Annotated in this window: 21 protein-coding genes and 1 pseudogene; 4 read left to right on the plus strand and 18 right to left on the minus strand. The window is 66.9% G+C overall.

Annotation, left to right across the window (positions count from 1 at the left end; all coding sequences use genetic code 11):
• Positions 1-51: 51 nt before the first annotated feature.
• The 5 genes and pseudogenes from cmk to HTZ84_RS06370 form a co-directional block, all read right to left on the minus strand.
• On the minus strand, positions 52-663 hold the full coding sequence (gene cmk / locus HTZ84_RS06350) for a (d)CMP kinase (protein ID WP_174679901.1): 612 nt from the start codon (positions 661-663) through the stop codon (positions 52-54).
• 87 nt (positions 664-750) lie between these two features.
• Positions 751-1,278, minus strand: a complete 528-nt coding sequence (locus HTZ84_RS06355) for a hypothetical protein (RefSeq protein WP_174679902.1) — start codon at positions 1,276-1,278, stop codon at positions 751-753.
• On the minus strand, positions 1,275-2,852 hold the full coding sequence (locus tag HTZ84_RS06360; RefSeq protein ID WP_174679903.1) for a sodium:solute symporter family transporter: 1,578 nt from the start codon (positions 2,850-2,852) through the stop codon (positions 1,275-1,277). Before HTZ84_RS06360 ends, HTZ84_RS06355 begins: the two co-directional genes overlap by 4 nt.
• Positions 2,845-3,360 carry a hypothetical protein gene (locus HTZ84_RS06365; RefSeq protein WP_174679904.1) on the minus strand — a complete coding sequence of 172 codons (516 nt, stop codon included), beginning with the start codon at positions 3,358-3,360 and terminating at the stop codon, positions 2,845-2,847. The genes HTZ84_RS06360 and HTZ84_RS06365 overlap by 8 nt, the downstream gene beginning before the upstream one ends.
• Positions 3,361-3,625: 265 nt before the next feature.
• Positions 3,626-4,202, minus strand: a pseudogene (locus tag HTZ84_RS06370) (cupin domain-containing protein).
• 119 nt (positions 4,203-4,321) lie between these two features.
• Here HTZ84_RS06370 and HTZ84_RS06375 point away from each other — a divergent pair.
• Entirely contained in the window at positions 4,322-4,840 is a 519-nt protein-coding gene (locus HTZ84_RS06375) for a hypothetical protein (protein WP_174679905.1), read from the plus strand.
• Between the two features lie 156 nt (positions 4,841-4,996).
• Here HTZ84_RS06375 and HTZ84_RS06380 read toward each other — a convergent pair whose 3' ends face one another.
• The 12 genes from HTZ84_RS06380 to HTZ84_RS06430 all read right to left on the minus strand — a co-directional run bounded on the left by HTZ84_RS06380 (position 4,997) and on the right by HTZ84_RS06430 (position 15,434).
• Positions 4,997-6,766 carry a YcaO-like family protein gene (locus tag HTZ84_RS06380; RefSeq protein ID WP_174679906.1) on the minus strand — a complete coding sequence of 590 codons (1,770 nt, stop codon included), beginning with the start codon at positions 6,764-6,766 and terminating at the stop codon, positions 4,997-4,999.
• A gap of 72 nt (positions 6,767-6,838) precedes the next feature.
• Positions 6,839-7,984, minus strand: coding sequence for an SPFH domain-containing protein (locus HTZ84_RS06385; protein ID WP_174679907.1), 1,146 nt, complete (start codon positions 7,982-7,984; stop codon positions 6,839-6,841).
• 143 nt (positions 7,985-8,127) lie between these two features.
• Complete coding sequence (locus tag HTZ84_RS06390; RefSeq protein ID WP_174679908.1) at positions 8,128-9,366, minus strand: cation:proton antiporter; 1,239 nt, start codon at positions 9,364-9,366, stop codon at positions 8,128-8,130.
• A 166-nt stretch (positions 9,367-9,532) separates the two neighbouring features.
• The gene (locus tag HTZ84_RS06395; RefSeq protein ID WP_174679909.1) at positions 9,533-10,984 is read right to left on the minus strand and encodes an MATE family efflux transporter; all 1,452 of its coding nucleotides are present in this window, start codon (positions 10,982-10,984) and stop codon (positions 9,533-9,535) included.
• Positions 10,985-11,689 (minus strand): TetR/AcrR family transcriptional regulator, encoded by a 705-nt coding sequence (locus HTZ84_RS06400; protein WP_174679910.1) that lies wholly within the window; start codon positions 11,687-11,689, stop codon positions 10,985-10,987.
• A gap of 298 nt (positions 11,690-11,987) precedes the next feature.
• The gene (locus HTZ84_RS23165) at positions 11,988-12,197 is read right to left on the minus strand and encodes a hypothetical protein (protein ID WP_345776209.1); all 210 of its coding nucleotides are present in this window, start codon (positions 12,195-12,197) and stop codon (positions 11,988-11,990) included.
• A 179-nt stretch (positions 12,198-12,376) separates the two neighbouring features.
• Positions 12,377-12,826, minus strand: a complete 450-nt coding sequence (locus HTZ84_RS06405; protein ID WP_174679911.1) for an RNA-binding protein — start codon at positions 12,824-12,826, stop codon at positions 12,377-12,379.
• 70 nt (positions 12,827-12,896) lie between these two features.
• Positions 12,897-13,109 carry a DUF1918 domain-containing protein gene (locus HTZ84_RS06410; protein ID WP_174679912.1) on the minus strand — a complete coding sequence of 71 codons (213 nt, stop codon included), beginning with the start codon at positions 13,107-13,109 and terminating at the stop codon, positions 12,897-12,899.
• Positions 13,110-13,148: 39 nt separating this feature from the next.
• Complete coding sequence (locus HTZ84_RS06415; protein ID WP_174679913.1) at positions 13,149-13,496, minus strand: hypothetical protein; 348 nt, start codon at positions 13,494-13,496, stop codon at positions 13,149-13,151.
• Positions 13,493-14,308 carry a succinylglutamate desuccinylase/aspartoacylase family protein gene (locus HTZ84_RS06420; protein WP_174679914.1) on the minus strand — a complete coding sequence of 272 codons (816 nt, stop codon included), beginning with the start codon at positions 14,306-14,308 and terminating at the stop codon, positions 13,493-13,495. The genes HTZ84_RS06415 and HTZ84_RS06420 overlap by 4 nt, the downstream gene beginning before the upstream one ends.
• Before the next feature lie 117 nt (positions 14,309-14,425).
• A complete protein-coding gene (locus HTZ84_RS22790) occupies positions 14,426-14,599 on the minus strand; it encodes a hypothetical protein (RefSeq protein ID WP_169332649.1) in 174 nt (57 codons plus the stop codon).
• Positions 14,600-14,753: 154 nt separating this feature from the next.
• Positions 14,754-15,434 (minus strand): type 1 glutamine amidotransferase domain-containing protein, encoded by a 681-nt coding sequence (locus HTZ84_RS06430; protein ID WP_174679915.1) that lies wholly within the window; start codon positions 15,432-15,434, stop codon positions 14,754-14,756.
• 148 nt (positions 15,435-15,582) lie between these two features.
• Here HTZ84_RS06430 and HTZ84_RS06435 point away from each other — a divergent pair, with 148 nt between their 5' ends.
• The gene (locus tag HTZ84_RS06435) at positions 15,583-16,137 is read left to right on the plus strand and encodes an Hsp20/alpha crystallin family protein (RefSeq protein ID WP_174679916.1); all 555 of its coding nucleotides are present in this window, start codon (positions 15,583-15,585) and stop codon (positions 16,135-16,137) included.
• Between the two features lie 82 nt (positions 16,138-16,219).
• Here the strand turns inward: HTZ84_RS06435 and HTZ84_RS06440 are convergent, their stop codons facing one another.
• Positions 16,220-17,224 carry a DHH family phosphoesterase gene (locus HTZ84_RS06440; RefSeq protein ID WP_174679917.1) on the minus strand — a complete coding sequence of 335 codons (1,005 nt, stop codon included), beginning with the start codon at positions 17,222-17,224 and terminating at the stop codon, positions 16,220-16,222.
• 293 nt (positions 17,225-17,517) lie between these two features.
• On the opposite strand from HTZ84_RS06440, the gene nirK reads away from it, so the two are divergent.
• Positions 17,518-18,612, plus strand: a complete 1,095-nt coding sequence (nirK, locus tag HTZ84_RS06445) for a copper-containing nitrite reductase (protein ID WP_174679918.1) — start codon at positions 17,518-17,520, stop codon at positions 18,610-18,612.
• 145 nt (positions 18,613-18,757) lie between these two features.
• Complete coding sequence (locus HTZ84_RS06450) at positions 18,758-19,162, plus strand: helix-turn-helix domain-containing protein (protein WP_174679919.1); 405 nt, start codon at positions 18,758-18,760, stop codon at positions 19,160-19,162.
• Positions 19,163-19,214 lie beyond the last annotated feature (52 nt).

Below are 19,214 nucleotides of genomic sequence, written 5' to 3' on the forward strand. Positions count from 1 at the left end.
GGCTCACACGAACCGCCCGTTCGCGGCCCGACGAAAATTGACCGAAAATCGCTACGGATTCAGGTCCGGCGTCGAGAACGCCCCCTCGTCGACGTCGGGGTCGTACTCCTCGAGCGCGGTGCGGACGAGGTTGAAGACGCCCTCCTTCCCCCAGCGGGCCGTGTTGACGTTCAAGTCGTAGAACTCGCGGTCGTCGATGTCGATGTCGTAGTACGACTGATAGCGACCGGCCTCGCTGACCTCGCGAACCCGCATCTCGGCCTCGGTCTCGACGCGCTCCTCGATTCGCTCGAGGCGGACGTCCTCGGGCGCATCGAGCCAGATCCGCAGGTCCGCGCGCTCGCCGGCCAGCCAGCCCGCCAGCCGGGACTCGAGGATGAAGGGTTTGTTCGCCATCCCCCACTTCTCGGCGATCTGCTGGAGGCGCTGGTCGATCGCGCGGTCGATCTCGTCTGACTCGTCGGCCTTCGCCGTCAGCTGATTCAGGCTCATGTCCCGGTCCTCGGCGAGTTCGCGGAAGACCTCCCCGCCCGAGACGTACGGACAGCCCATCGCGTCGGCGAGTCGCTCGCACAGCGTCGTCGCGCCACAGCCCGGCGGGCCGGAGACGGTGATAAACAGTGTCGTGTCGATCTCGACCGTCGTCGTCGCTCCCGTGGACATGTGTGCCCGCTCTCGGTTCAGGGTGAAAAATAATGCGACTCTTGCGGCGGTCGTGACTCCCTCGCACGGCCGAAACCGGACGGACGGTCAGAAGAGCGACCAGCGCGGCGACTCGACGCCGACCGCGACGCCCTCGAGTCGCGGCTCGTCACCGAGGGCGGCCACGCGATCGCGTTGGGGGTCGGCGTCGCTGGTGCTGACCAGCGTCATCGACCCGTCGTAGCGCGTTCCGGCCCGGTCGTCCCACTCGATCTCGAGTCTGGCGCGGCGAAACCGCGTCCCCTCCGTCAGCCGGATCGACTCGAGGCGCTCGAGGGGGACCGCGAAGTTCGCCTCGTCGAGGCCGAGGAGTTCCTCGAGCCGGCTGTCGTCGACGAGCGCGCGGTCGCGGTGACCCATATCGGCCCGCAACAGCATCGAGCGGTAGGACTCGCCGACGAAACACCAGACGAGGCGCTCGTCGGTCACCACGAGCTCCCACAGCTCGATCGAGTTCGGCCGCTGGCGAAGCCACTGGGTGAGCCGCGCGAGTTCCGTCTCGTCCGCGGCGTCACCCTCCGGATCGGATCCTCCGTCCGGCTCCGGTTCGGAGTCGGGATCGGTTCCGACCATCATCGTTCGATCAGCGCGTGGAGGTCGCTCGGGACGGTGTGTCGGGTCTGAGTCACCAGCGAGACGCCGACGAACAGGACGATGGCGACGAGCAGCGCGACCGTTCCGACGGGGAACACGTCGGGGAAGACGTAGAACGCCATGATGGTCGACGCCAATCCGTCGAGTCCGGCGACCTCGAGCGCCATCGGAAGCGCGCTGAAGACGATGTTGACGAAGAGGCCACCGAGGACGGCGACGATCGCCCCCTCCTTCGTCGCGCCCTTCCAGTTCAGGCCGAAGACGGCGATGGGGACGAACGCGGCGGCGAAGAAGCCCCAGCCGATCGTTCCGAGGATACCGACGAGCGTATCGGAGAAGTAGACGACGCCGGTGGCGAGGACCGTCAACCCGGCCAGCGCGATCTGCGTCACGCGCAGTTCCGTCCTGTCGTCCTCGATCGGTCGACCGAGCGCTCGCGGGATGTCCCGCGAGACCGCCGCCGCGCCGATGTTGAGGAACGAGTCGCTGGTGGACATGATCGCCGCCAGCAGCGCCGCGAGGATCAGCCCGGCGATGACGCTCGGCGTCTGCTCCAGGACGAAGACGGGGCCGACCTCGCTGGCGCTGAACGTCTCCCCGATCTCACCGACCTCGACCATCGCGCGCATCGAGAAGCCGGCGGAGAAGGCGATCAGGCTCGAGACCGCGTAGGAGATGGCGGCGATGGGGGCGCCCCACTTGAGGATCGTCATGTCGCGGCTCATGTAGAACTTCGTGATGAGGTGGGGCTGGCCGGCCGATCCGACGGAGAACAGGATCCACCACGCGATGCCGACGAGGACGGCCGTCGTCGCGCCGCCCATCGCGCCGAACGGCGAGACCAGGTTCGGATCCGCGCTCGCCAGATTCCGGGAGATGTTCTCCATGCCGCCGCCGAACGACAGCGCGTACGCGAAGACGAAGACGGCGCCGGTGATCATGGTGAGCGCCTGCAGGAAGTCCGTCCAGACGCCCGCGATCATCCCCCCGAGCATGCTATAGAGCAGCAGGATGAGGGCCCCGCCGAGCAGCCCCCAGATGACGGGGATGCCGAAGATGGCGCGCATGACGAACTGCAGCGCCGCGAGGTTCGTCGCGAGGTAGGCGACGACGCCGACGATCACCGCGAGGCCGGTCAGCCCCCGGACGGTGTCGCTCTCGTAGCGGACGTACATCCCGTCGGCCAGCGTCAGCACGTTGCGGACGTCCGCCAGCAGTCGCATCCGCTTTGCGAGGACGATCCACGTCAGCAGGAACCCGAGCGGCGCGGTGAAGAAGATCCACAGCGCGGTCGTGCCGTACGCGTAGACCAGTTCGGGGCCGCCGACGAAACCGAAGCCCGACTGGATCACCGAGAACGCGGTCATCGCGAGCACCCACGTCCCGACGCTCTTGCCGGTGATCAGGAAGTCGCTCGTCGACTCGGTCCGCATCCAGCCCCAGACGCCGATCAGGACGACGATGAGCAGGTACGCCGCGCCGAACCCGAGGATGACGGGGTCGTCGGCGACGGGGATCCCCTCCTGAAGGGGCGCGGGTGCGAGCGGACTACTCATCGCCCTCACCTCCGTCCGTTACTTCGCCGCCGTCGGCCACTTCGGTGGTCCGGGACGGCTGCTCCGGCGCCAGCGGGAACGACTCGCGGCGCTGGCGTTCGCGGGCCGACTCGACGATGTCGTCGACGATCTCCTCGCCGGCGATGCGGTCGAAGATCAGCGAGTAGTAGATCGCCGCGGTCAGCGGAAGCAGCCAGATGAACCCGAAGTAGATCAGCGTGGCGGTCGGGACGCCGAGGACGTAGCTGTACTCGGTGGTCCCCGGCGCCCACGTCAGCCAGATGCCGGCCAGTCCGATCAGGAAGAACGCCGTTAGCGCTCCGATTAGCGCCGTGTACGGCGCCAGATCGGGATCGCCGGTCCCTCGCTCGATCGTCGCCGAGGCGATCACCGCGAGGATGAGCGCCGCCGCGACGACCGAGAACACCCTGTACAACCCGAGACTCGCCGTTGCCAGTGCACCCAGCGAGAGCACACCGATCGCGGCCATCGTGGTATTTCGTGCCATTGATCCGTGTCACCGTAGTTGCGGTCAACCCTACCGGGGACGAACCCCGGCCCGTAGCTGTCACCACAGCGGATCGTCGTCGGCCGACGTATCGTCGTATGTCACCAACTGCCGTGATACTTAGTATCGCATCACAGACTCCCGAGAAAGTGCTCGTTAACATGTCAACAGCGGACTCGAGACCGCCCTCGAGAACCCGTCCAGCGCCTCGAGTCGCGAGAAGCAGTCCGACGGAGCAACGATCGTCGAGGCGGACGACCGGCGATCAGTCGGCGACGAACGAATTACCGCACTCGGTACAGGTCATGCAAAAGGCGCCCTCGTCGGTGAGCTCGAGGCCGTGTCCGACCTCGGCTTCGCACTCCCGGCAGTAGAGCAGCGACTCGATCTGGTCCCAGTCGCGTCTCGCGTCGGGCGCGCCGAAGGCGAAGCCGACGACCGGCTCGTCCGAGTCGTCGTAGCCGTGCTGGAACTCCCCCGGCGCGAAGCGGATCACCTCGCCCGCCTCGACGACGCCCTCCCGCGCGTCCGCCTCGCCGTCCGGCGAGCGCGTGTCGAAGGTCACCGTCCCCTCTTGCACGTAGAAGACTTCCGCTTGATCGTGGTGGGTGTGAAGCCCGCCCGAGAGGGACTCGCCGGGCTCGAGTTCGAATACTGTCGGCTGTAAGTCAGTGCCGGAGATTCGCCGGACTGCTACGGCGAATCTCCGAACCGTTACAGCCGGCAGTATAGTTCATCGCGAAGTCCGTGAAGCCGAGCGCCTGCGAGATCGGCCGTCTGACGGAGTGAACCGCCCTCGGATTGCGTTCGATCTCGCCGTCGTCGACCGCGGTCTTCTCCATAGCGGCACATTCAGCCGCGACGGTATAAATTGCCCCGCGATATCGTATCGCACACAATCGCGGAGAGCGGCGGTACGCGAAGAGAAACGCATACGGTCGTCCGCTCCCGAGCACCGAGTGTGAACCGCCGTACGGTACTCGGATTCGCCGCGACGTCGGCCCTCGCGGGACTCGCGGGCTGTATCGAGGGCGTCAAGGAGCACTTCGGGCTGCAGGGCGTCATCCCCGTCGAGATCCAGAGCGAAGCCGACGAGACGCAGAACATCCTCCTCGAGTCGCGCGAACGCGAGTCGGGCCGGCAGAGCTACGAGCAGAGTTACTCCGTCACCCCGGGGGAGACCGTCAGCGCGCCCCACCTCGACCAGACGGAACAGAGCTTTCGCGTCGCCAAGATCGAGAACGAAACGGAGGCGACCGTCAGAGCGGTGTCGGTGACGCCCGATACCGACCTCGTGAAGATTCTGCTCTACGACGACGACCTCGTGGTCGAGGTCCGCCGGGACGACGGCGAAGACGAGATCGCCGACGGCGAGGACGGGGACGGCGACGGAAATGAGACGGCAGGGAACGGCAACCAGACCGACCCCGACGCGACCGGCAACGAGACGGCCGCAAACGAGACCGACGCGGACGAGTAAGTCGGCATTCTCCTCGCGCGGCGCCGGCGCGGAATAGCTCGCTACCTACGAGACCGCCAGTTCTCGAGACGAAGAGACGCTTCTCGAGTACTCGCTCCAAATACCGGATTCGACCGTCTACGCTCTTCCCGACCACTCACCGCTCCTCCCGGCCGCTCACGGATAGGGGTGGAACGCGCGCTCGAGGCGCGGTTCGAAGCCGAGATCCGCCGGCACCGTCCGCGCCCGCTCGCCGAAGAACGGCTCGCCGGTGAACAGCGGCTGGGCGCCGGGAACGACGACCCTGACCGCCTCGAAGCCGGTCTCCGCGACGTCTCGCGTCGTCAGCCGCGCCGCGTACGGCGTCAGGTCGGCATTGGTCGTCCGTTCGACGAGTTCCGTCAGCGCCGCCCGGCCCTCGGGCGCGGTCTCCGGCCCGACGCTTTCGGCCGAAACCGTCCGCTCGACGTCGACGAACCCGCGGACGACCTCGGGGAACGCCGCGTACTCCCCGATGGCGCCCGAGGCGTCGCCGACCTCCTCGGGGCCGAGGTTCCGCAGTTCCATCCAGTTCTGCAGCGCCTCCTCGAGCGCCGAGCGCGCGGCGGCCGTCGCGTCGAGGTCGGCCGCGGAGCCGACGGCGAACGCCGGCCACTCGTCGGCCGTCGGATCGACGGCGCCCTCGAGGGAGTCCGGATCGCGGTGGACGGCGACGGCGACGACCGGGACGTCGACGTCCTGGGTGACCAGCAGCGGCGTCACCGACAGTCCCTCGCCGCGGGCGCGGCGTTCGAGGACGGCGAAGCCGTCGTCGTCGACGGTCAGCCCGAGCGGGTCGAACGTCGAGTACCACGCGAGCATCGTCGCGTCCCGCTCGATGACCTCCGTCAGGCCCGAGAGCAGGGCGTCGACCGTCGACGAGCCGAGTCCGAGCCCCGTCGTGATGCCGGGGACGAGCCCCCGACCGCCTGCGGGTTGCGGGAACTGGACCGCGTCGGCCGGCAGGTGGGCGCCGTCGCCGGTCGCGACGTTCTCGCCCGGCACCCACCGGTGCTCGTCGCTCGGGTCGTAGGCGGGTGCATCGTCCGGGCACACGAGCGCCGTCGGCGAGACCGCGTTCTCGAGGTCGTCCTCGCTGGCGTGAACGAACTCCTCGTCCCGGTAGACGCCGGCGCAGTAGCGCTCGAGGCCCTCGCCGACGGCCTTCATCAGCGCGGCGTTCCAGTCGTCGGCGACGCCGGCCGCTTGCGTCGGCGCGCTCGCGTCGCTGAACCCCTGCGTGTTAGTCGTCGTCGCGAGGTAGTAGGGCGCGGGGAACGATTCGATCTCGCCGATGGTCCTGACGATGCCGACGCGGTCGTCGATCGCCGCCTCGGCGTGCTCGACGGCCGCGTCGAGGGCGAGCGCGTCGGCATCGTCGCGGTCGAGGGTCCGATCCCGCGTGTCGGTCTGACACTCACAGCCGGGAACGGGGAGAACTCGCCGCCTCGCGTGGGGCAGTTCCACGACGTGGCCGATCACCGACCGGTCGTCGCCCGACAGGACGCGGACGCACTCCCGGCCCGCGAGCGCGCCGGCGAGACGGGCCGTGCTGCGATCGGCCTGCGGTCGGTCGCTCCGCTCTCCCTCCGCTATGTTCGCGGCGACGCGCTGGCGGAGACAGTCGAAACAGCCCGTCGCGGGCGCGAAGCCCGAGACGGCCGCGTCGACGGCGGCGAGGGGCTGGCCGCCGACGCCGCCGATCTCGACGGCGATCCACGGCGTGCCGCCGGCGCGCGCGGCGTCCGCTCGGCGGAACGTGGCCGCGCCGGCCACGTCGCTGACGACCGCGAAGCGGGCGTCCTCGAGGTCGTCGGCTGTCGCGTCTTCGACGGTGACGTCGACGTCTCCGAGTGCGGTGACGACCGCCTCGCGGACCGGATCGTCACCGACGACGTGTACGTTCATACCGGATCACTCACAGGCCGGCATCAAAAGGGCCGCGCTCGGTCGCGATCGGGTGCGAGTCTCTCGAGGGTCTCAGTCGTCGTCGGAATCGCCGTCGCCGTCCGTCTCCTGGCGGGTCTCGGCGATGTCGATCGTCTCGCCGGTCTCCGAGGGCATGTCCTCGCCCTCCTGGATCGCCTGGGCCTCCTGTTCCATCGCCTCGACGTCCATCTCGACGTCCTCGATCTCGCCGAGCATCTCGGCGATGTCGTCCAGCCCGATCAGTTCGCGGGTCTCCTCGTCGAACTCGAGGCTCTCGAGCTGTTGACCGTCCCTCTCGACGTCGCTCCCGGTGAGGTGGGAGCCGTAGCGGCCGACCAGCGAGGTGAGTTCCTGGGGCATGACGAAGGTCGTCGACTCGCCCTGACCGATGTCGGCGAGCGTCTCCATTCCCTTCTCGATGACCGCGCGTTCGCCCATCGACTCGGCGGATTTGGCGCGCAGGACCGTCGAAATCGCGTCACCCTGGGCCTCGAGGATCTGGCTCTGCTTTTCACCCTGGGCGCGGATGATGTTCGACTGCTTGTCACCCTCCGCCTGTTCGACGGCGCTGCGGCGTTCACCCTGGGCCTCGAGGATCATGGCGCGTCGGCGTCGCTCGGCGGAGGTCTGTTCCTCCATCGCGCCCTTGACGCCCTTCGAGGGCGTGACCTCGCGGACCTCGACGCTCTCGACGCGGATCCCCCACTCGTCGGTGGGTTCGTCCAGTTCCTGGCGGATCCGTTCGTTGATCATCTCGCGCCGCGAGAGCGTGTCGTCGAGTTCCATATCGCCGATGACCGCGCGGAGGGTCGTCTGGGCCAGATTCGAGACGGCCCGCTGGTAGTCGTCGACCTCGAGGAACGCGCGCTTGGCGTCCATCACCCGGATGTAGACGACGGCGTCGGCCGTCACGGGCGAGTTGTCCCGCGTGATGGCCTCCTGGCTGGGCACGTCGATCGTCTGGGTCCGCATGTCGAACGTGTAGACCCGCGAGACGAACGGCGGGACGATGTTCAACCCCGGCTCGAGCAGTTTGCGATACTCGCCGAGGACGGTGAGCGCGCCCCTGTCGTAGGCGTCGACGATCTCGACCATCGACCAGACGGTGGCGACCACGACGACGAGAACGAGCGCACCGACGACCAGCAGCGGATCCTCGGCGACCGTTTGCACGGGATCGACTGAAAGCGGTGTCATATGTGACATACGGTACCGATCCGAATAACGCTTGGCCCAAACGAGATAACCCGGCGCCCTCGAGCGACGATTCGACACCGATCACGGGAAAACGGAGTGCGACTCGAGCGCGGGTCTCGAACCGATCGGTCGCTCGAGCTCGATCAGTCGCTCGAGGCGGCGTCCGCGTCGACGTAGACGAGTTCGTCGGCCCGCTCGAGCAAGCGAACGCCCCAGGTGACGGTCACGGGGACGAGCGCGGTGGTGAAGATCGCGATGAAGACCAGTATCGAGAACATCTGCGTGTCGATGACGCCGGCCTCGAGGGCGACGGTGGCGATGATGATCTCGACGGTTCCCCGTCCGTTCATCCCGAAGCCGACGACGAGCCCCTCCCGAGAGGTCAGCGACGTCGGCAGCGAGAAGAGCCAGGAGCCGACGATCTTTCCGAGGAAGGCGATGGCGACGAGGGCGACGAGGACGCCCAGCGAATCGGAGAAGACGTCGAACGTGATGTCGAAACCGACCGTCACGAAGAAGACGGGCGCGAACAGCCCCATCGCGAGGTCGTAGATGACGGTGTGCATGTGCTCGTAGAGGTCCGGCTCGACGTCGGCCTGCCGGAGGAACATGCCGGCCATGAAGCCGCCGATGATCATGTGCAGTTCCGCGAGCGTCGCCAGGTAGGCGAACAGCATCGAAACGAGCAGGGCGAAGGTGAAGGCGGTCGTCCGGTCGACGAAGCCGTACCGCTCGCGCTGGCGCTCGATGTGGTGCCACGCGACGGGCAGGAAGCGATAGCCAATCAGGAGCGTGATCACGAAGAAGGCGAGCGCCTTCGCGAGGATCAGCCCGATCTCGGTCGCGTCGAACGCGCCGGCGGTGACGTAGCTGTCGACGCCGGCGAACGCGACGAGCACCCCCACGTCGGAGGCCAGCGCTCCGCCGAGCAACACGTTCGCGATCCGCGTGTCCAAGAGCTCGAGGTCCGCGAGGATGCGGGACTTCGTGGCCAGCGACGTGGCTGCCATCGCGAGCCCGAGGAACAGGGCCGCGCCGACGGAGATATCGAGCAGGATCCCCGCGCCATAGCCCAGCCCGAACGGGATGACGAAGGCGCCGAAGGCGATCAGCAGCGACTGGGGCCCGAGGCGGAACAGTTCCCGGAGGTCGACCTCCATCCCGACGAACACCATCAGGAGGAACACGCCGAGCTCCGAGAGGACGGTCAGCAGCTCCGAGGGGTGTAACAGTCCCAGCAACGGCGGGCCGAACACGATGCCAGCGAACAGCTCCCCCATCATCGTCGGGTAGCCGAAGCGCTCGGCGACCCCGCCGAAGATCCACGCGACCGTCAGGACGAGCAGGAGGCTTAGAATATCGATGTGAACGGCTTCGACCATCGATCACCACCTCGAGCGACGAGTCGAGCGGTTGCGTCGCTGTTCCCCTCGAGCGAACCGGCGGCGGCTGTGGGCGGGGTAGTCCATGAAGAGGCAGCTCGATCGAATACGTCGGGTCACGGCCACTTCACTCGTGGGGATGTCCAACGGAATCGGAACGTATCCCTCAGTCATCGGTACTCACCTCCTCGACCTCGAGGTCGTCGCCGACGCCCTGAGCGGCGGCGGGTTCGGCGCCGCGCACGCCGGCGTCCCGCCAGGTGCCCCGGCGGTACCAGCCGTAGGCGAGGGCGGCGCCGATGGCGTTCGAGACGGCGAATGCGATCCAGATCCCCTCGTAGCCGATCGCCCTCGAGAGGCCGTAGGCGGTCGGGAGGCGGATGCCGGCGTAGATCACGAGGACGATCGCCGCCGCCGTGAGCGTCTTGCCGGTGCCCCGGAAGCTCCCGTTGTACGCCCGCATCACGCCGATGAAGCCGAACGACGGCGCGACGTACCGCAGGAAGGAGACGCCGATGTCGACGACCTCGGGATCGGTGGTGAACACGGCGATGATCGGCCGCGCCCCGAGCCACGCCACGACGCCGAGGGCGCCCAGCACGACGAACATCACTCGAGCCGCGAAGTTGGCGGCGTCGGCCGCGCGGTCCGGTTTGCCGGCGCCGACGTTCTGGCCGGTCATCGTCTCGACGCCGCGGGCGACCGCCACCGCCGGCAGGAAGATGACCGAGAACACGCGCGTCCCGACGCCGTAGGCGGCGACGACCGTGTCCGGGAAGAACGCGACGATGACCAGCAACAGGTTGATCGACAGCGCCCGGCCCATCCCCTCGACCGACGCCGGAACGCCGATTTCGACGAGTTTCCGCGCGTACGAGAGGTCCGGCCGCATCTGTTTCGGTCGAATCTTGACGCCCCTCGCGCCGCGAAACATGATCGCGAGGCCGACGACGAGGGCGACCCCTCGGGAGAAGACGGTCGCGATCGCCGCGCCCTGAATGCCGAGTTCGGGGAACGGCCCCCAGCCGAAGATCAGGAACGGGTCGATGACGACGTTGAGCAACACCGAGCCGAACATGACGAGCATCGGCGTGATCGTGTCCCCGTAGCCCCGCATGAGCGCGATGAAGACGAAGAAGCCGAACATGAAGGGCATGCCGAGCGAGATGACCTGCATGTAGTCGGTCGCCAGCGGCAACACGGCCTGGGAGGCGCCCAGCAGCCCGAGGAGCTCTCTGACGAAGCCGTAGCCGGCGACCCCGATGAGGGTGGCGCCGAGCAGCGACAGCGCGACGGTCTGGGAGGCGGCGTACTCCGCTTCGCTCTCTTCGTCCGCGCCGATGTGCTGGGCGACCAGGACGCTCCCGGCGACCGACAGCCCCATCCCGACCGAGATCAGCAGGAAGACCATCGGGAACGCGAAGCTGATCGCCGCCAGCGCGTCCGTGCTGTACTGGCCGAGCCAGAACGTGTCGATGAGGTTGTAGGCGGTCTGCAGCAGGTTCGTGACGATGATCGGCAAGGAGAGGTAGAACAGCGGCCGCGCGATCCCGCCCTCGGTCAGATCGAACTCCTCGCGGCCCTTGAAGAGATTTGAAAGGCGATCCGCGAGGCTCATCTAGTCACCCTCCGTCTCCTCATCTCCCGCGTCCTCCGAGCCGTCCGCTGTCGTCGCGTCCGTCTCGGCGGCCGACGAGGCGTCTGCCGTCCCGTCGGTCGAAGACGCGTCATCGTCGTCGAGACTCGAGTCGTCGGCCCGCAGGCCCTCGATGTACTCGTGGACGTACCGCCTGGTCTGCTCGAGGGACTGATCGACGGCCGCCGCGCGCGTCTGGGCGCCGTGGAAGACGGTGACGAGGAACTCGGCGGTCTCGTCGGGATCGACGTCCTCGCGGAACTGCCCGGCTTCGACTCCGGCCTCGACGAAGCTCGCGATCCGGTCGTGCATCGTCCGATCGAACTCGGTCAGCCGCTCCCGGTAGGCCTCGTTGTACGGCGACTGGGACTTGATCTCGAGGATCGCCGTCCGGAACTCCTCGGCGGCGTCGTCGTCGCCTTCCGTCAGCAACTCGTCGAACAGCGCGTGGAGCCGTTCGACCGGCGTCTCGCCGGCGAGCGTTTCGAGTCGCTCCTCGAACCGATCGAGCAGGAAGCCGAGGAACGACTCGAGGAGGTCCCCCTTGCCGTCGAAGTGGTAGTGCAGGGTGCCCTTGCTCTTGTCCGACTCCGCGGCGATGTCTTGCATCGTCAACTCCGCGTAGCCGTGTTTGCAGAGCGCCCGGTACGTCGCCTCCATGAGATCGTCGACGGTATCTTCGGACATTCGAGATTTCGTTACTCGACTTACTGACCGGCCAGTCAAAAGGGCTTTGCAACCGGACGGTCGCGATCGACTGGATCGCAAGACGGGCGGTCAAAGAGATGGCAAGAGGGACGAGAACAGTAGATAGTAACGCGATTTCTTTATTCGGACAGCAGTGTGAAACAGTCACTCAATAGAGAGAACTCACGAATCGTTCAATAGAGAACGAGTATGAATCGGTCGGTATAGGGGCCACGGGCGCTATTGTGTGGCTCTCAACAGTATAATTCTAATAGAAGGCCCACATCTAAGCGGATTTTCAGAAATATGCCTCTCTGATCACAACCAGTAGCCAGACTATCGGTGCAAGAGCGAGTATCAGGCCTAATATGCCTATCGGATAGTTCCCTTCTACGAGTCCTCGCGCCCACCCCCTTCCGAGGTAAAAAATGAACAGGGAAAGGACAACTACAATCGCATTGCGGAGCGAAACGTCCAATCCTTCCGAATTGGAATCAGTCGACGGCATTTCGTAATAATTCGTCTCGTCTCGCTATAAGCGTTCTCCCGTTACGTTCGAACACGTACTCAACGAAATCAGATATCCAGTTCCAGGCGTCGTTCTGAATAAAGGAATCGGAGTACTAACTACTGATACTGAGACGGCAGGACGGATACTCGCCGTCCGACGCGTCGCGACGACGAAACTCAGTCCTGCTCGCGCAGTCGCTCGAGGACGTCGCGGGCGTTCTCGACGGCCTTCTCCTTCTTGGCGGGATAGGCCTCGACCTTCCCGCGGAAGGTGATGCCGTCGCCGAGTCGAACGTCCCCTTGGAAGGCGGCCTGCTTGTCGAGTCGCAGGAAGAGTTCGGTGTTCTCGGTGACCCGCTCGTCGAGTTCGTCGATCACGTCGTCGAAGCTCTCGAGGTCGGCCAGCCGCGAGAGGACGTGGCGGACGTCGTCGGCCTTCTCGACGCGAGCCGAGAGGACCAGAATGCGGTCGCCGTAGTGGCCCTCGCTCTCGACGCGTTCGATCTCGAACGGTTCGTCGTCGCCGTCGGGAAGAAACGTGCGCAGGGCCTCCTCGACGCGTTTCTCGTCCTCGGTGGCGTAGCAGAACGTGCGTAAGTCGACGTAGTGAAGCGGGATCTGTGGCATCTGAACCTGTCCGTGTCCGTGTCCGTGTCCGTGAAACGGTCGCGAATCGAATCCTCGCGACCAGCGGTCGTTATTCCTCGTCCTCGTCTTCGTCTTCGCCGTCGTCGTCGGCCGCCTCGAGGTCGTCCTCGGGGACGCCGGTCTCCTGTCCGTCCTCGAAGCTGACGGTGTAGGTGACGTCGCCGAACATCGACTCCATCGTCTGGGTGACGGTGCCGGTCTCTCCGTCGAACTCGCTGTGCTCGTCGTTCAGGACGACGCGATCGTCTTCCTCGAAGCTCATACCCGATGGTTCCCCGCGGTCGCGTAAAAAGGGACTGATTCAGTCGTTCGCCGCCGTCGCCCGGTCGCGCAACCGCTCGTAGCCGTAGCCGACGGCGACCGCGATCGAATAGCTCGCGCCGAGGAACGGCACCCAGTAGATCCAGAACTCGAAGCGCGGCGCGAGGGCGTTTCCGATCGCCGTCCCGACGCCGTAGAGCAGGTACCCCGGGAGCGCGAACGGCGAGAACAGCCGCGAGTCGAGCCAACCGAGGGCGAACGGGACGACGACCGCCGCGAAGGCGGCGACCGTCGCGGGGCTCGCGACGGCCCGGCGGAGCGACGCCGGCAGGTACCGCTCGAGCGCGGCGCTCGCACCGTCCCCCGGACGCTCGCGTTCGGCGGTCATTCGGCACCTCCGGCCTCGACCTCGAGCAGGCCGTGCATCGCGAGGACGCGCGCCGTCGCCAGCCGCGTCAGTTCGACCCTCGTCTCGCGGTCCAACAGGAACTCGGTCGTCTCGAAGAGGTAGGCCGTCGACTCGAGTTCGCGGGCGGCCTTCTGGAAGAGCAGGGGGCTCGAGAGGTCGGTCTCCCGGGCCGTGAACCGGTGGAAGGGGAGGTACCAGGGGACGCCGTCGGCGTCGAGCGCGGCGGCGAGTTCGTCGCCGCGGGCGTCCGGCGAGTGAAAGATCGCCTGCCCGACGTACTCCCGGTGAAGTCCGTAGACGCCGAGCGAGCGGTGGAGGTCGAGGACGACGTCCGGTTCGCGGCGTTCGACGGCGTCCCAGATTCCGCGCGCGAGTTCGGTCGTCGGCTCCTGACCGACCGGAAACATGCGGTTCAAATCGCCGTCGGGGCCCTCCCGCTCGTCGTTCTCGACGGCCTCCCGGTTCGTCTCGGGGACGACGACGAGCGTGCCCGCGTCGGGGCGCCAGTCGACGACCTCGCGAGCGACCGCGACGCCGCTTCGCTCGTCGCCGTGGACGCCGCCGAACACCATCGCCGTCGGACCGTCCCGCGGCGAGTCGATCTCGTACAGCGGCGTCTCGTGATCGGTGTCCGGAAGGAGCCGTTGCGTCTGCGTTTCGGCCTCGCCCGCGTCGCTCGGCGCTCGAGCGGCCGCGAGCAGCCGGTCGTTACCCGACGGCTGACTCGCGACGCCGGCGGTAACCGTTCCCGCGAGAACGCCGCCGGCGGCCAACAGGGTCCGACGATTCATCGGATCGGAGAACGTCGTCCCGCTTGAAGCGCTTTCCCATCGACGACGCGCGACGTCGCGACTGAGTGAGACGGGACTCGAGGGACCCGATGCGACCGACGGTCGGTCGCGGTCGAACTATCGCATGTTCTCGAGGGCGACGACGGTGTCCGACATGAGCCACGCGTCCTCGTTGGCGGCGTCTTCGATGCTGAGTGCGAAGAACGACTCGCGGCCGTCGTCGACCGTAATTCGGTAGCTACGGCTCTCTAGGCGGACTTCTGCGGACGGGTTCGATTCAGCGGGGACCACAGTCGTGCTCGGGAACCAGCGGGGATAACTCGCTCGGTCGGCGGTCGATCCGGGTCGGACCGAGTCGCGAACGGTCGCACGAGAGCCGTCCGAACGGGGACGGATTAGCAATATCGACGGACGCTATCGGGTCGCCGGTGGTACGTCGGGGGCGTTACTCGCCGAGTTCCTCGAGCAGCGTCTCGGCCGCGGCGCTCGAGGATTCGGGACCGCGGGCGGTCAGCAGGTCGCCGTCGACGGTGACGCTGGTGTCCGCGTCGAGTTCGGCGTCCCAGTTGGCGCCGGCTTCCGTGACCTCGTCTTCGACCCAGTAGGGCAGTTTTCGGCCGCTGGGCATCAGGTCGTTCTCGTCGACGATGCCCTCCTCCCACTCGTTGGGGAAGCCGGTGACGTCGCGACCGTTGACGATGAACGCGCCCTGTCGGTCGCGGGCGAACGCGAGGATGCCGACGGCGTGGCAGACGACCAGCGCCTTGCCGTCGTCGCCGGCGACCGCCTCGCGGAGGAGGCGCCGCGCGTCGCTGTCCTGGTTGACGTCCCACTCGGTGCCGTGACCGCCGGGGAAGACGACCGCGTCGTAGCCCTCGGCCTCGGCCTGGGCCGTCGGGATCGGATCGTTCAGCCGCTCGTCGTTCTCGTGGACCTCCCGGACGTGCTCGGCGGTCTCCTCGCCGACTTCGTCGGGGTCGATCGAGCGCTCGTCGACCTTCGGCGGCTTCCCGGAGGGCGTCGCGACCGTGATCTCGAAGCCCGCGTCCGAGAGCGTCTCGAGCGGCTCGACGCATTCTTCTCCCCAATACCCCTCTTCGCTGACGACGAACAGTGCAGAACTCACACCCGTTCGTACGGGACGGAGCGTAAAAACGACCAGCCCTCCCCTCGGTTCTGCCGCAATGTCTCGCTTCGATACGTTTCCGTGCGTGACAATCCGCGACGACGAGAGTGGCCTTTTTCGCCGTTCGCGTCGTTTGTTACAATATACCATGTCAGATAGACCCACTCCGTTCGACGGACTCGACGAGCTGTTCGACCAACTGAATCGGCGGCTCGAGACGGCCGCCCGAACCTGGCAGTCGGAGGTCGACGACCGGAGTCGACTCGACCTCTCGATGAGCGGGGCGGCGACCCGGCTGGATCTGACCGATCGGGGCGACGAGTTCGTCGCCACCGTCGACGTCCCCGGCTACGAGAGCGACGACCTCGAGATTCGCGTCCGCGACGAGACGCTCGCCATCAGGGGCGAACGGCAGCACGCGGTCGCGGAGAGCGGCGGACTCGACGAACGCGACGATCTCGAGGACCGCGAGCGTGAGGAGACACGCGGGACGAGCGAACGCGACCGGGCGGGCGAGCCCGGCGAGCAAGAGGGAACCTACATTCGCCGCGAGCGCGAGTTACAGTCGTTCAGCCGGCAGGTTCGGCTTCCCGAGCCGGTCGACGCCGACGCCGCGACCGCGACCGTCAACAACGGCGTCCTCACGGTTCGGCTTCCGAAACTGGAGACCGGCGGCGAGACGCGGACGATCGACATCGACTGACCGGCGATGCCGCAGCCAACAGCCATCGACCGATCGCGACGGCCCCGACACCAGGTGTGTGCCCGGATCGACTGGCGCGCGCTCACTGGATGTCGTCGAGGTTCAGGGCGTCGAAGAACCGACGCGTGAGGCGGCCGTCGACGAACTCGAGCAGCGCGTCCGTGTCGTCGGCCTCGTCGGCGAAGAGGCCGAGCTCGATCCGTCCGCCGGCCATGTCGTGGTGGCCGCCGACCTGTCCGAGATCGTCGAAGGCGGTCTGGAGCGTCTCCCCGATGTGGATCCGCGGATCGATCGAGCGCGCGCTCAGCCGGATCGAGCCGTCGACGACGCCGTAGACGAGCACCGTGTCGACGCCCTCGAGGTTCAGCAGGTAGTCCGCGGCCTGGGGCAAGGCGTCGGTCTCGGTCGTCTTGCCGACGCTCGCGACCAGCGAGGAGCCACGGCGCTCGCGGCTCGCGATCGCCTTCCCGATCGCGTCGAGCGTTCCCGGCGAGAACGCGCTGCTGTAGAGTTGCTCGAGGGTCTCTAGGTCCGCGTGAGGATAGACCGCCAGCGCCGCCTCGTACTCCCGGCGGGTCGGCTCGCGGACGAAGTCGAGCCGTTCGCGGTGGAGCGCGAACAGCAGCGCCGAGGCGAGCCGCGTCGTCAACTCGATCTCGAGTTCGCAGAGGTACTCGACGAAGATGGTCGCGGTCGCGCCGATCCGGGTCCGGACGTCCTCGAAGGGCGCGCCGACCGACTCGCCGGGGTGGTGATCGACGACGATCCCGGGCTCGATCTCCGTCGAGAGTTCGGTGTTGGCCCCCGGCTGTGAGTGATCGACGAAGCCGATGCAGTCGTAGTCGTCGATGGCGGTGTCCTCGACCGGCTGCAGGGAGATGTCGAGCATGTTGACGAGCGCCCGGTTTTGCTGGTGGGAGATCTCGCCGCCGTAAGCGATCGTCACTTCCTCGACGTCGTGGTCGGCTGCGATCGCTTCGAGGGCCAGGGCGCTGGCCAGACAGTCCGGATCCGGGTTGTCGTGGCAGACGATCGCCAGCGACTCCACCGTCTCGAGGACGGCCACGAGTTCGTCTGCGCGGGACATACTTGATGTACGACGACGAGACGTTTGAATCCCGCGTCGCGTCTCACGAACAGTATCGGCGGTCCCAGCTCCATCGCGCGGTTCGCTCGAAGGAACGCCGGCTCGGGCCGAGACCGAACTCGGGCGGTCGCTCTCGAGGTGCCGTCGAACACGCTTATACCGAAATCAGAACATCTTCGGGTCCGTTCTCGAGCGGAGGTAACGCGGCTGTACCCCTACAGTAGGCTTCCCATCCCGGAGAAACGCGCCGCTTGGTTCAATAATCGAACGCATCGATACCCAGGTGTCACGTCATGACCCCGACCACCAACTCCCGACGACGGTTCCTGCAAACGGCCGGTGGGGCGACCGCGCTGGCGATCGCCGGTTGTCTCGACGGACTGTCTAACGACGGCGAGCAGAACGCACAGGGCACCGATACCGAGACGGACGAGGAGGGGGAGCCGGCGGCGGTCGAGTCCGTCGACGTCGATCGGATCGCTCGCGATCCGACGGCTATCCCCGATCCGGTCGACTGGAACGAACCTCGCGAGCACGACGTCACGGTTCGAACCGAGCGGGTGACCGCCGAGATCGAACCGGGCGTCGCCTTCGAGTACATGACCTTCGAGGGGCAGGTTCCCGGTCCGATGCTGCGGGTCCGCCGCGGCGACCGGGTGAACCTCACGTTCGAGGTCCCCGACGACCTGAACGTCACGAACCACAACATGGATTTCCACGCGGTTTACGGACCGGGCGCCGACGCGACGACGATCAGCCCCGGCGACGATCCCGCGCAGCTCAGCTTCAGCGCCGAGTACCCGGGCGTGTTCATCTACCACTGTGCGATTCCGAACATGGATCAGCACATCAGCGCCGGGATGTTCGGCTCGATCCTCGTCGAGCCCGAGGACGGCCTTCCGGAGGTCGACCGGGAGTTCTACCTCGGCCAGCACGAGATCTACACCGACGGCGACGTCGGCGAGGAGGGACACCACGGCTTCGACTTCGACGCGATGCTGGCCGAGCAGCCCACGTACGTCGTCTTCAACGGGCAGGCCTACGGGTTCACCGAAGACGGCGTCGGGCCGATGCACGCCGAAGTCGGCGAAACCGCCCGCGTCTACTTCGCCAACGGCGGGCCGAACCTACTGAGTTCGTGGCACCCGATCGGCAACGTCTGGAGTCGGTTCTACCGCGACGGCGGTTTCCTGACCGAGCCCGATCGCAACATCGAGACGGCGCCCGTGGCGCCGGGGACGACCGCCGCGGCCGAGATGGAGTTCCCCGTCCCGGGACCGGTTAAGATCGTCGACCACGCGCTCACCCGCGCGGCTCGGCGGGGTGCGCTCGCGGTCATCGACGTCGACGGCGAGGCGGATCCCGAGATCTACGATCCGAATCCGTGAGAATCGATCTTCGAAGACCGACGTACGACGGGTGATCGGTCCCCGTTTCCAGCGCAGTTAGAACGATGCAAATCGAAACAAACACCCCCGTCCCAGTGTCCGGTATCGGCGAGAAACCCGGGGCCGATCAACGCGCTGTCCGCCCATGAGGAACGATACCGACGGCAACCGGATCCGAGTCACGGTGACCGTGACCGAGGACGATTCGATCGAACAGCTCGTCGACTGCGTCGAGGACGTGGTCGACGCTCGCATCGTCGACGCACCCGGCTCGAGTCGCCGCCCGACGACGCTCCGAATCGACGTCCGGGACGTGACGCCGAAACAGTGGGAAGCGCTCGAGGTCGCCGTCGAGCAGGGATACTTCGACTGCCCTCGAGAGACGGATCTCGAGACGCTCGCGGCGACGCTTTCGATCTCGAAGTCGGCGGTCTCCCAGCGGCTTCGCGCGGCCGAGTCGACGCTCCTCCGCGCGATCGTCGAGGCGACTCGAGCCTCCGGACCGCACGACGTCGACACCGGGGCCGAACCGGAACCCGAAACGCGATAGCCGGCCGAGCGTTACTTCGCGGTCACGGCGCCCGCTTTGACGACCAGCAGAA

The organism is Haloterrigena gelatinilytica (genome assembly GCF_013342145.1).
Classification (GTDB): domain Archaea; phylum Halobacteriota; class Halobacteria; order Halobacteriales; family Natrialbaceae; genus Haloterrigena; species Haloterrigena gelatinilytica.

Bases quoted from the DNA above. Each gene is read 5' to 3' on its own strand.
- cmk (WP_174679901.1), bottom strand. From the start codon at position 663: ATGTCCACGGGAGCGACGACGACGGTCGAGATCGACACGACACTGTTT.
- HTZ84_RS06355 (WP_174679902.1), bottom strand. From the start codon at position 1,278: ATGATGGTCGGAACCGATCCCGACTCCGAACCGGAGCCGGACGGAGGA.
- HTZ84_RS06360 (WP_174679903.1), bottom strand. From the start codon at position 2,852: ATGAGTAGTCCGCTCGCACCCGCGCCCCTTCAGGAGGGGATCCCCGTC.
- HTZ84_RS06365 (WP_174679904.1), bottom strand. From the start codon at position 3,360: ATGGCACGAAATACCACGATGGCCGCGATCGGTGTGCTCTCGCTGGGT.
- HTZ84_RS06380 (WP_174679906.1), bottom strand. From the start codon at position 6,766: ATGAACGTACACGTCGTCGGTGACGATCCGGTCCGCGAGGCGGTCGTC.
- HTZ84_RS06385 (WP_174679907.1), bottom strand. From the start codon at position 7,984: ATGACACCGCTTTCAGTCGATCCCGTGCAAACGGTCGCCGAGGATCCG.
- HTZ84_RS06390 (WP_174679908.1), bottom strand. From the start codon at position 9,366: ATGGTCGAAGCCGTTCACATCGATATTCTAAGCCTCCTGCTCGTCCTG.
- HTZ84_RS06395 (WP_174679909.1), bottom strand. From the start codon at position 10,984: ATGAGCCTCGCGGATCGCCTTTCAAATCTCTTCAAGGGCCGCGAGGAG.
- HTZ84_RS06400 (WP_174679910.1), bottom strand. From the start codon at position 11,689: ATGTCCGAAGATACCGTCGACGATCTCATGGAGGCGACGTACCGGGCG.
- HTZ84_RS23165 (WP_345776209.1), bottom strand. From the start codon at position 12,197: ATGCCGTCGACTGATTCCAATTCGGAAGGATTGGACGTTTCGCTCCGC.
- HTZ84_RS06405 (WP_174679911.1), bottom strand. From the start codon at position 12,826: ATGCCACAGATCCCGCTTCACTACGTCGACTTACGCACGTTCTGCTAC.
- HTZ84_RS06410 (WP_174679912.1), bottom strand. From the start codon at position 13,109: ATGAGCTTCGAGGAAGACGATCGCGTCGTCCTGAACGACGAGCACAGC.
- HTZ84_RS06415 (WP_174679913.1), bottom strand. From the start codon at position 13,496: ATGACCGCCGAACGCGAGCGTCCGGGGGACGGTGCGAGCGCCGCGCTC.
- HTZ84_RS06420 (WP_174679914.1), bottom strand. From the start codon at position 14,308: ATGAATCGTCGGACCCTGTTGGCCGCCGGCGGCGTTCTCGCGGGAACG.
- HTZ84_RS06435 (WP_174679916.1), top strand. From the start codon at position 15,583: ATGTCAGATAGACCCACTCCGTTCGACGGACTCGACGAGCTGTTCGAC.
- HTZ84_RS06440 (WP_174679917.1), bottom strand. From the start codon at position 17,224: ATGTCCCGCGCAGACGAACTCGTGGCCGTCCTCGAGACGGTGGAGTCG.
- nirK (WP_174679918.1), top strand. From the start codon at position 17,518: ATGACCCCGACCACCAACTCCCGACGACGGTTCCTGCAAACGGCCGGT.
- HTZ84_RS06450 (WP_174679919.1), top strand. From the start codon at position 18,758: ATGAGGAACGATACCGACGGCAACCGGATCCGAGTCACGGTGACCGTG.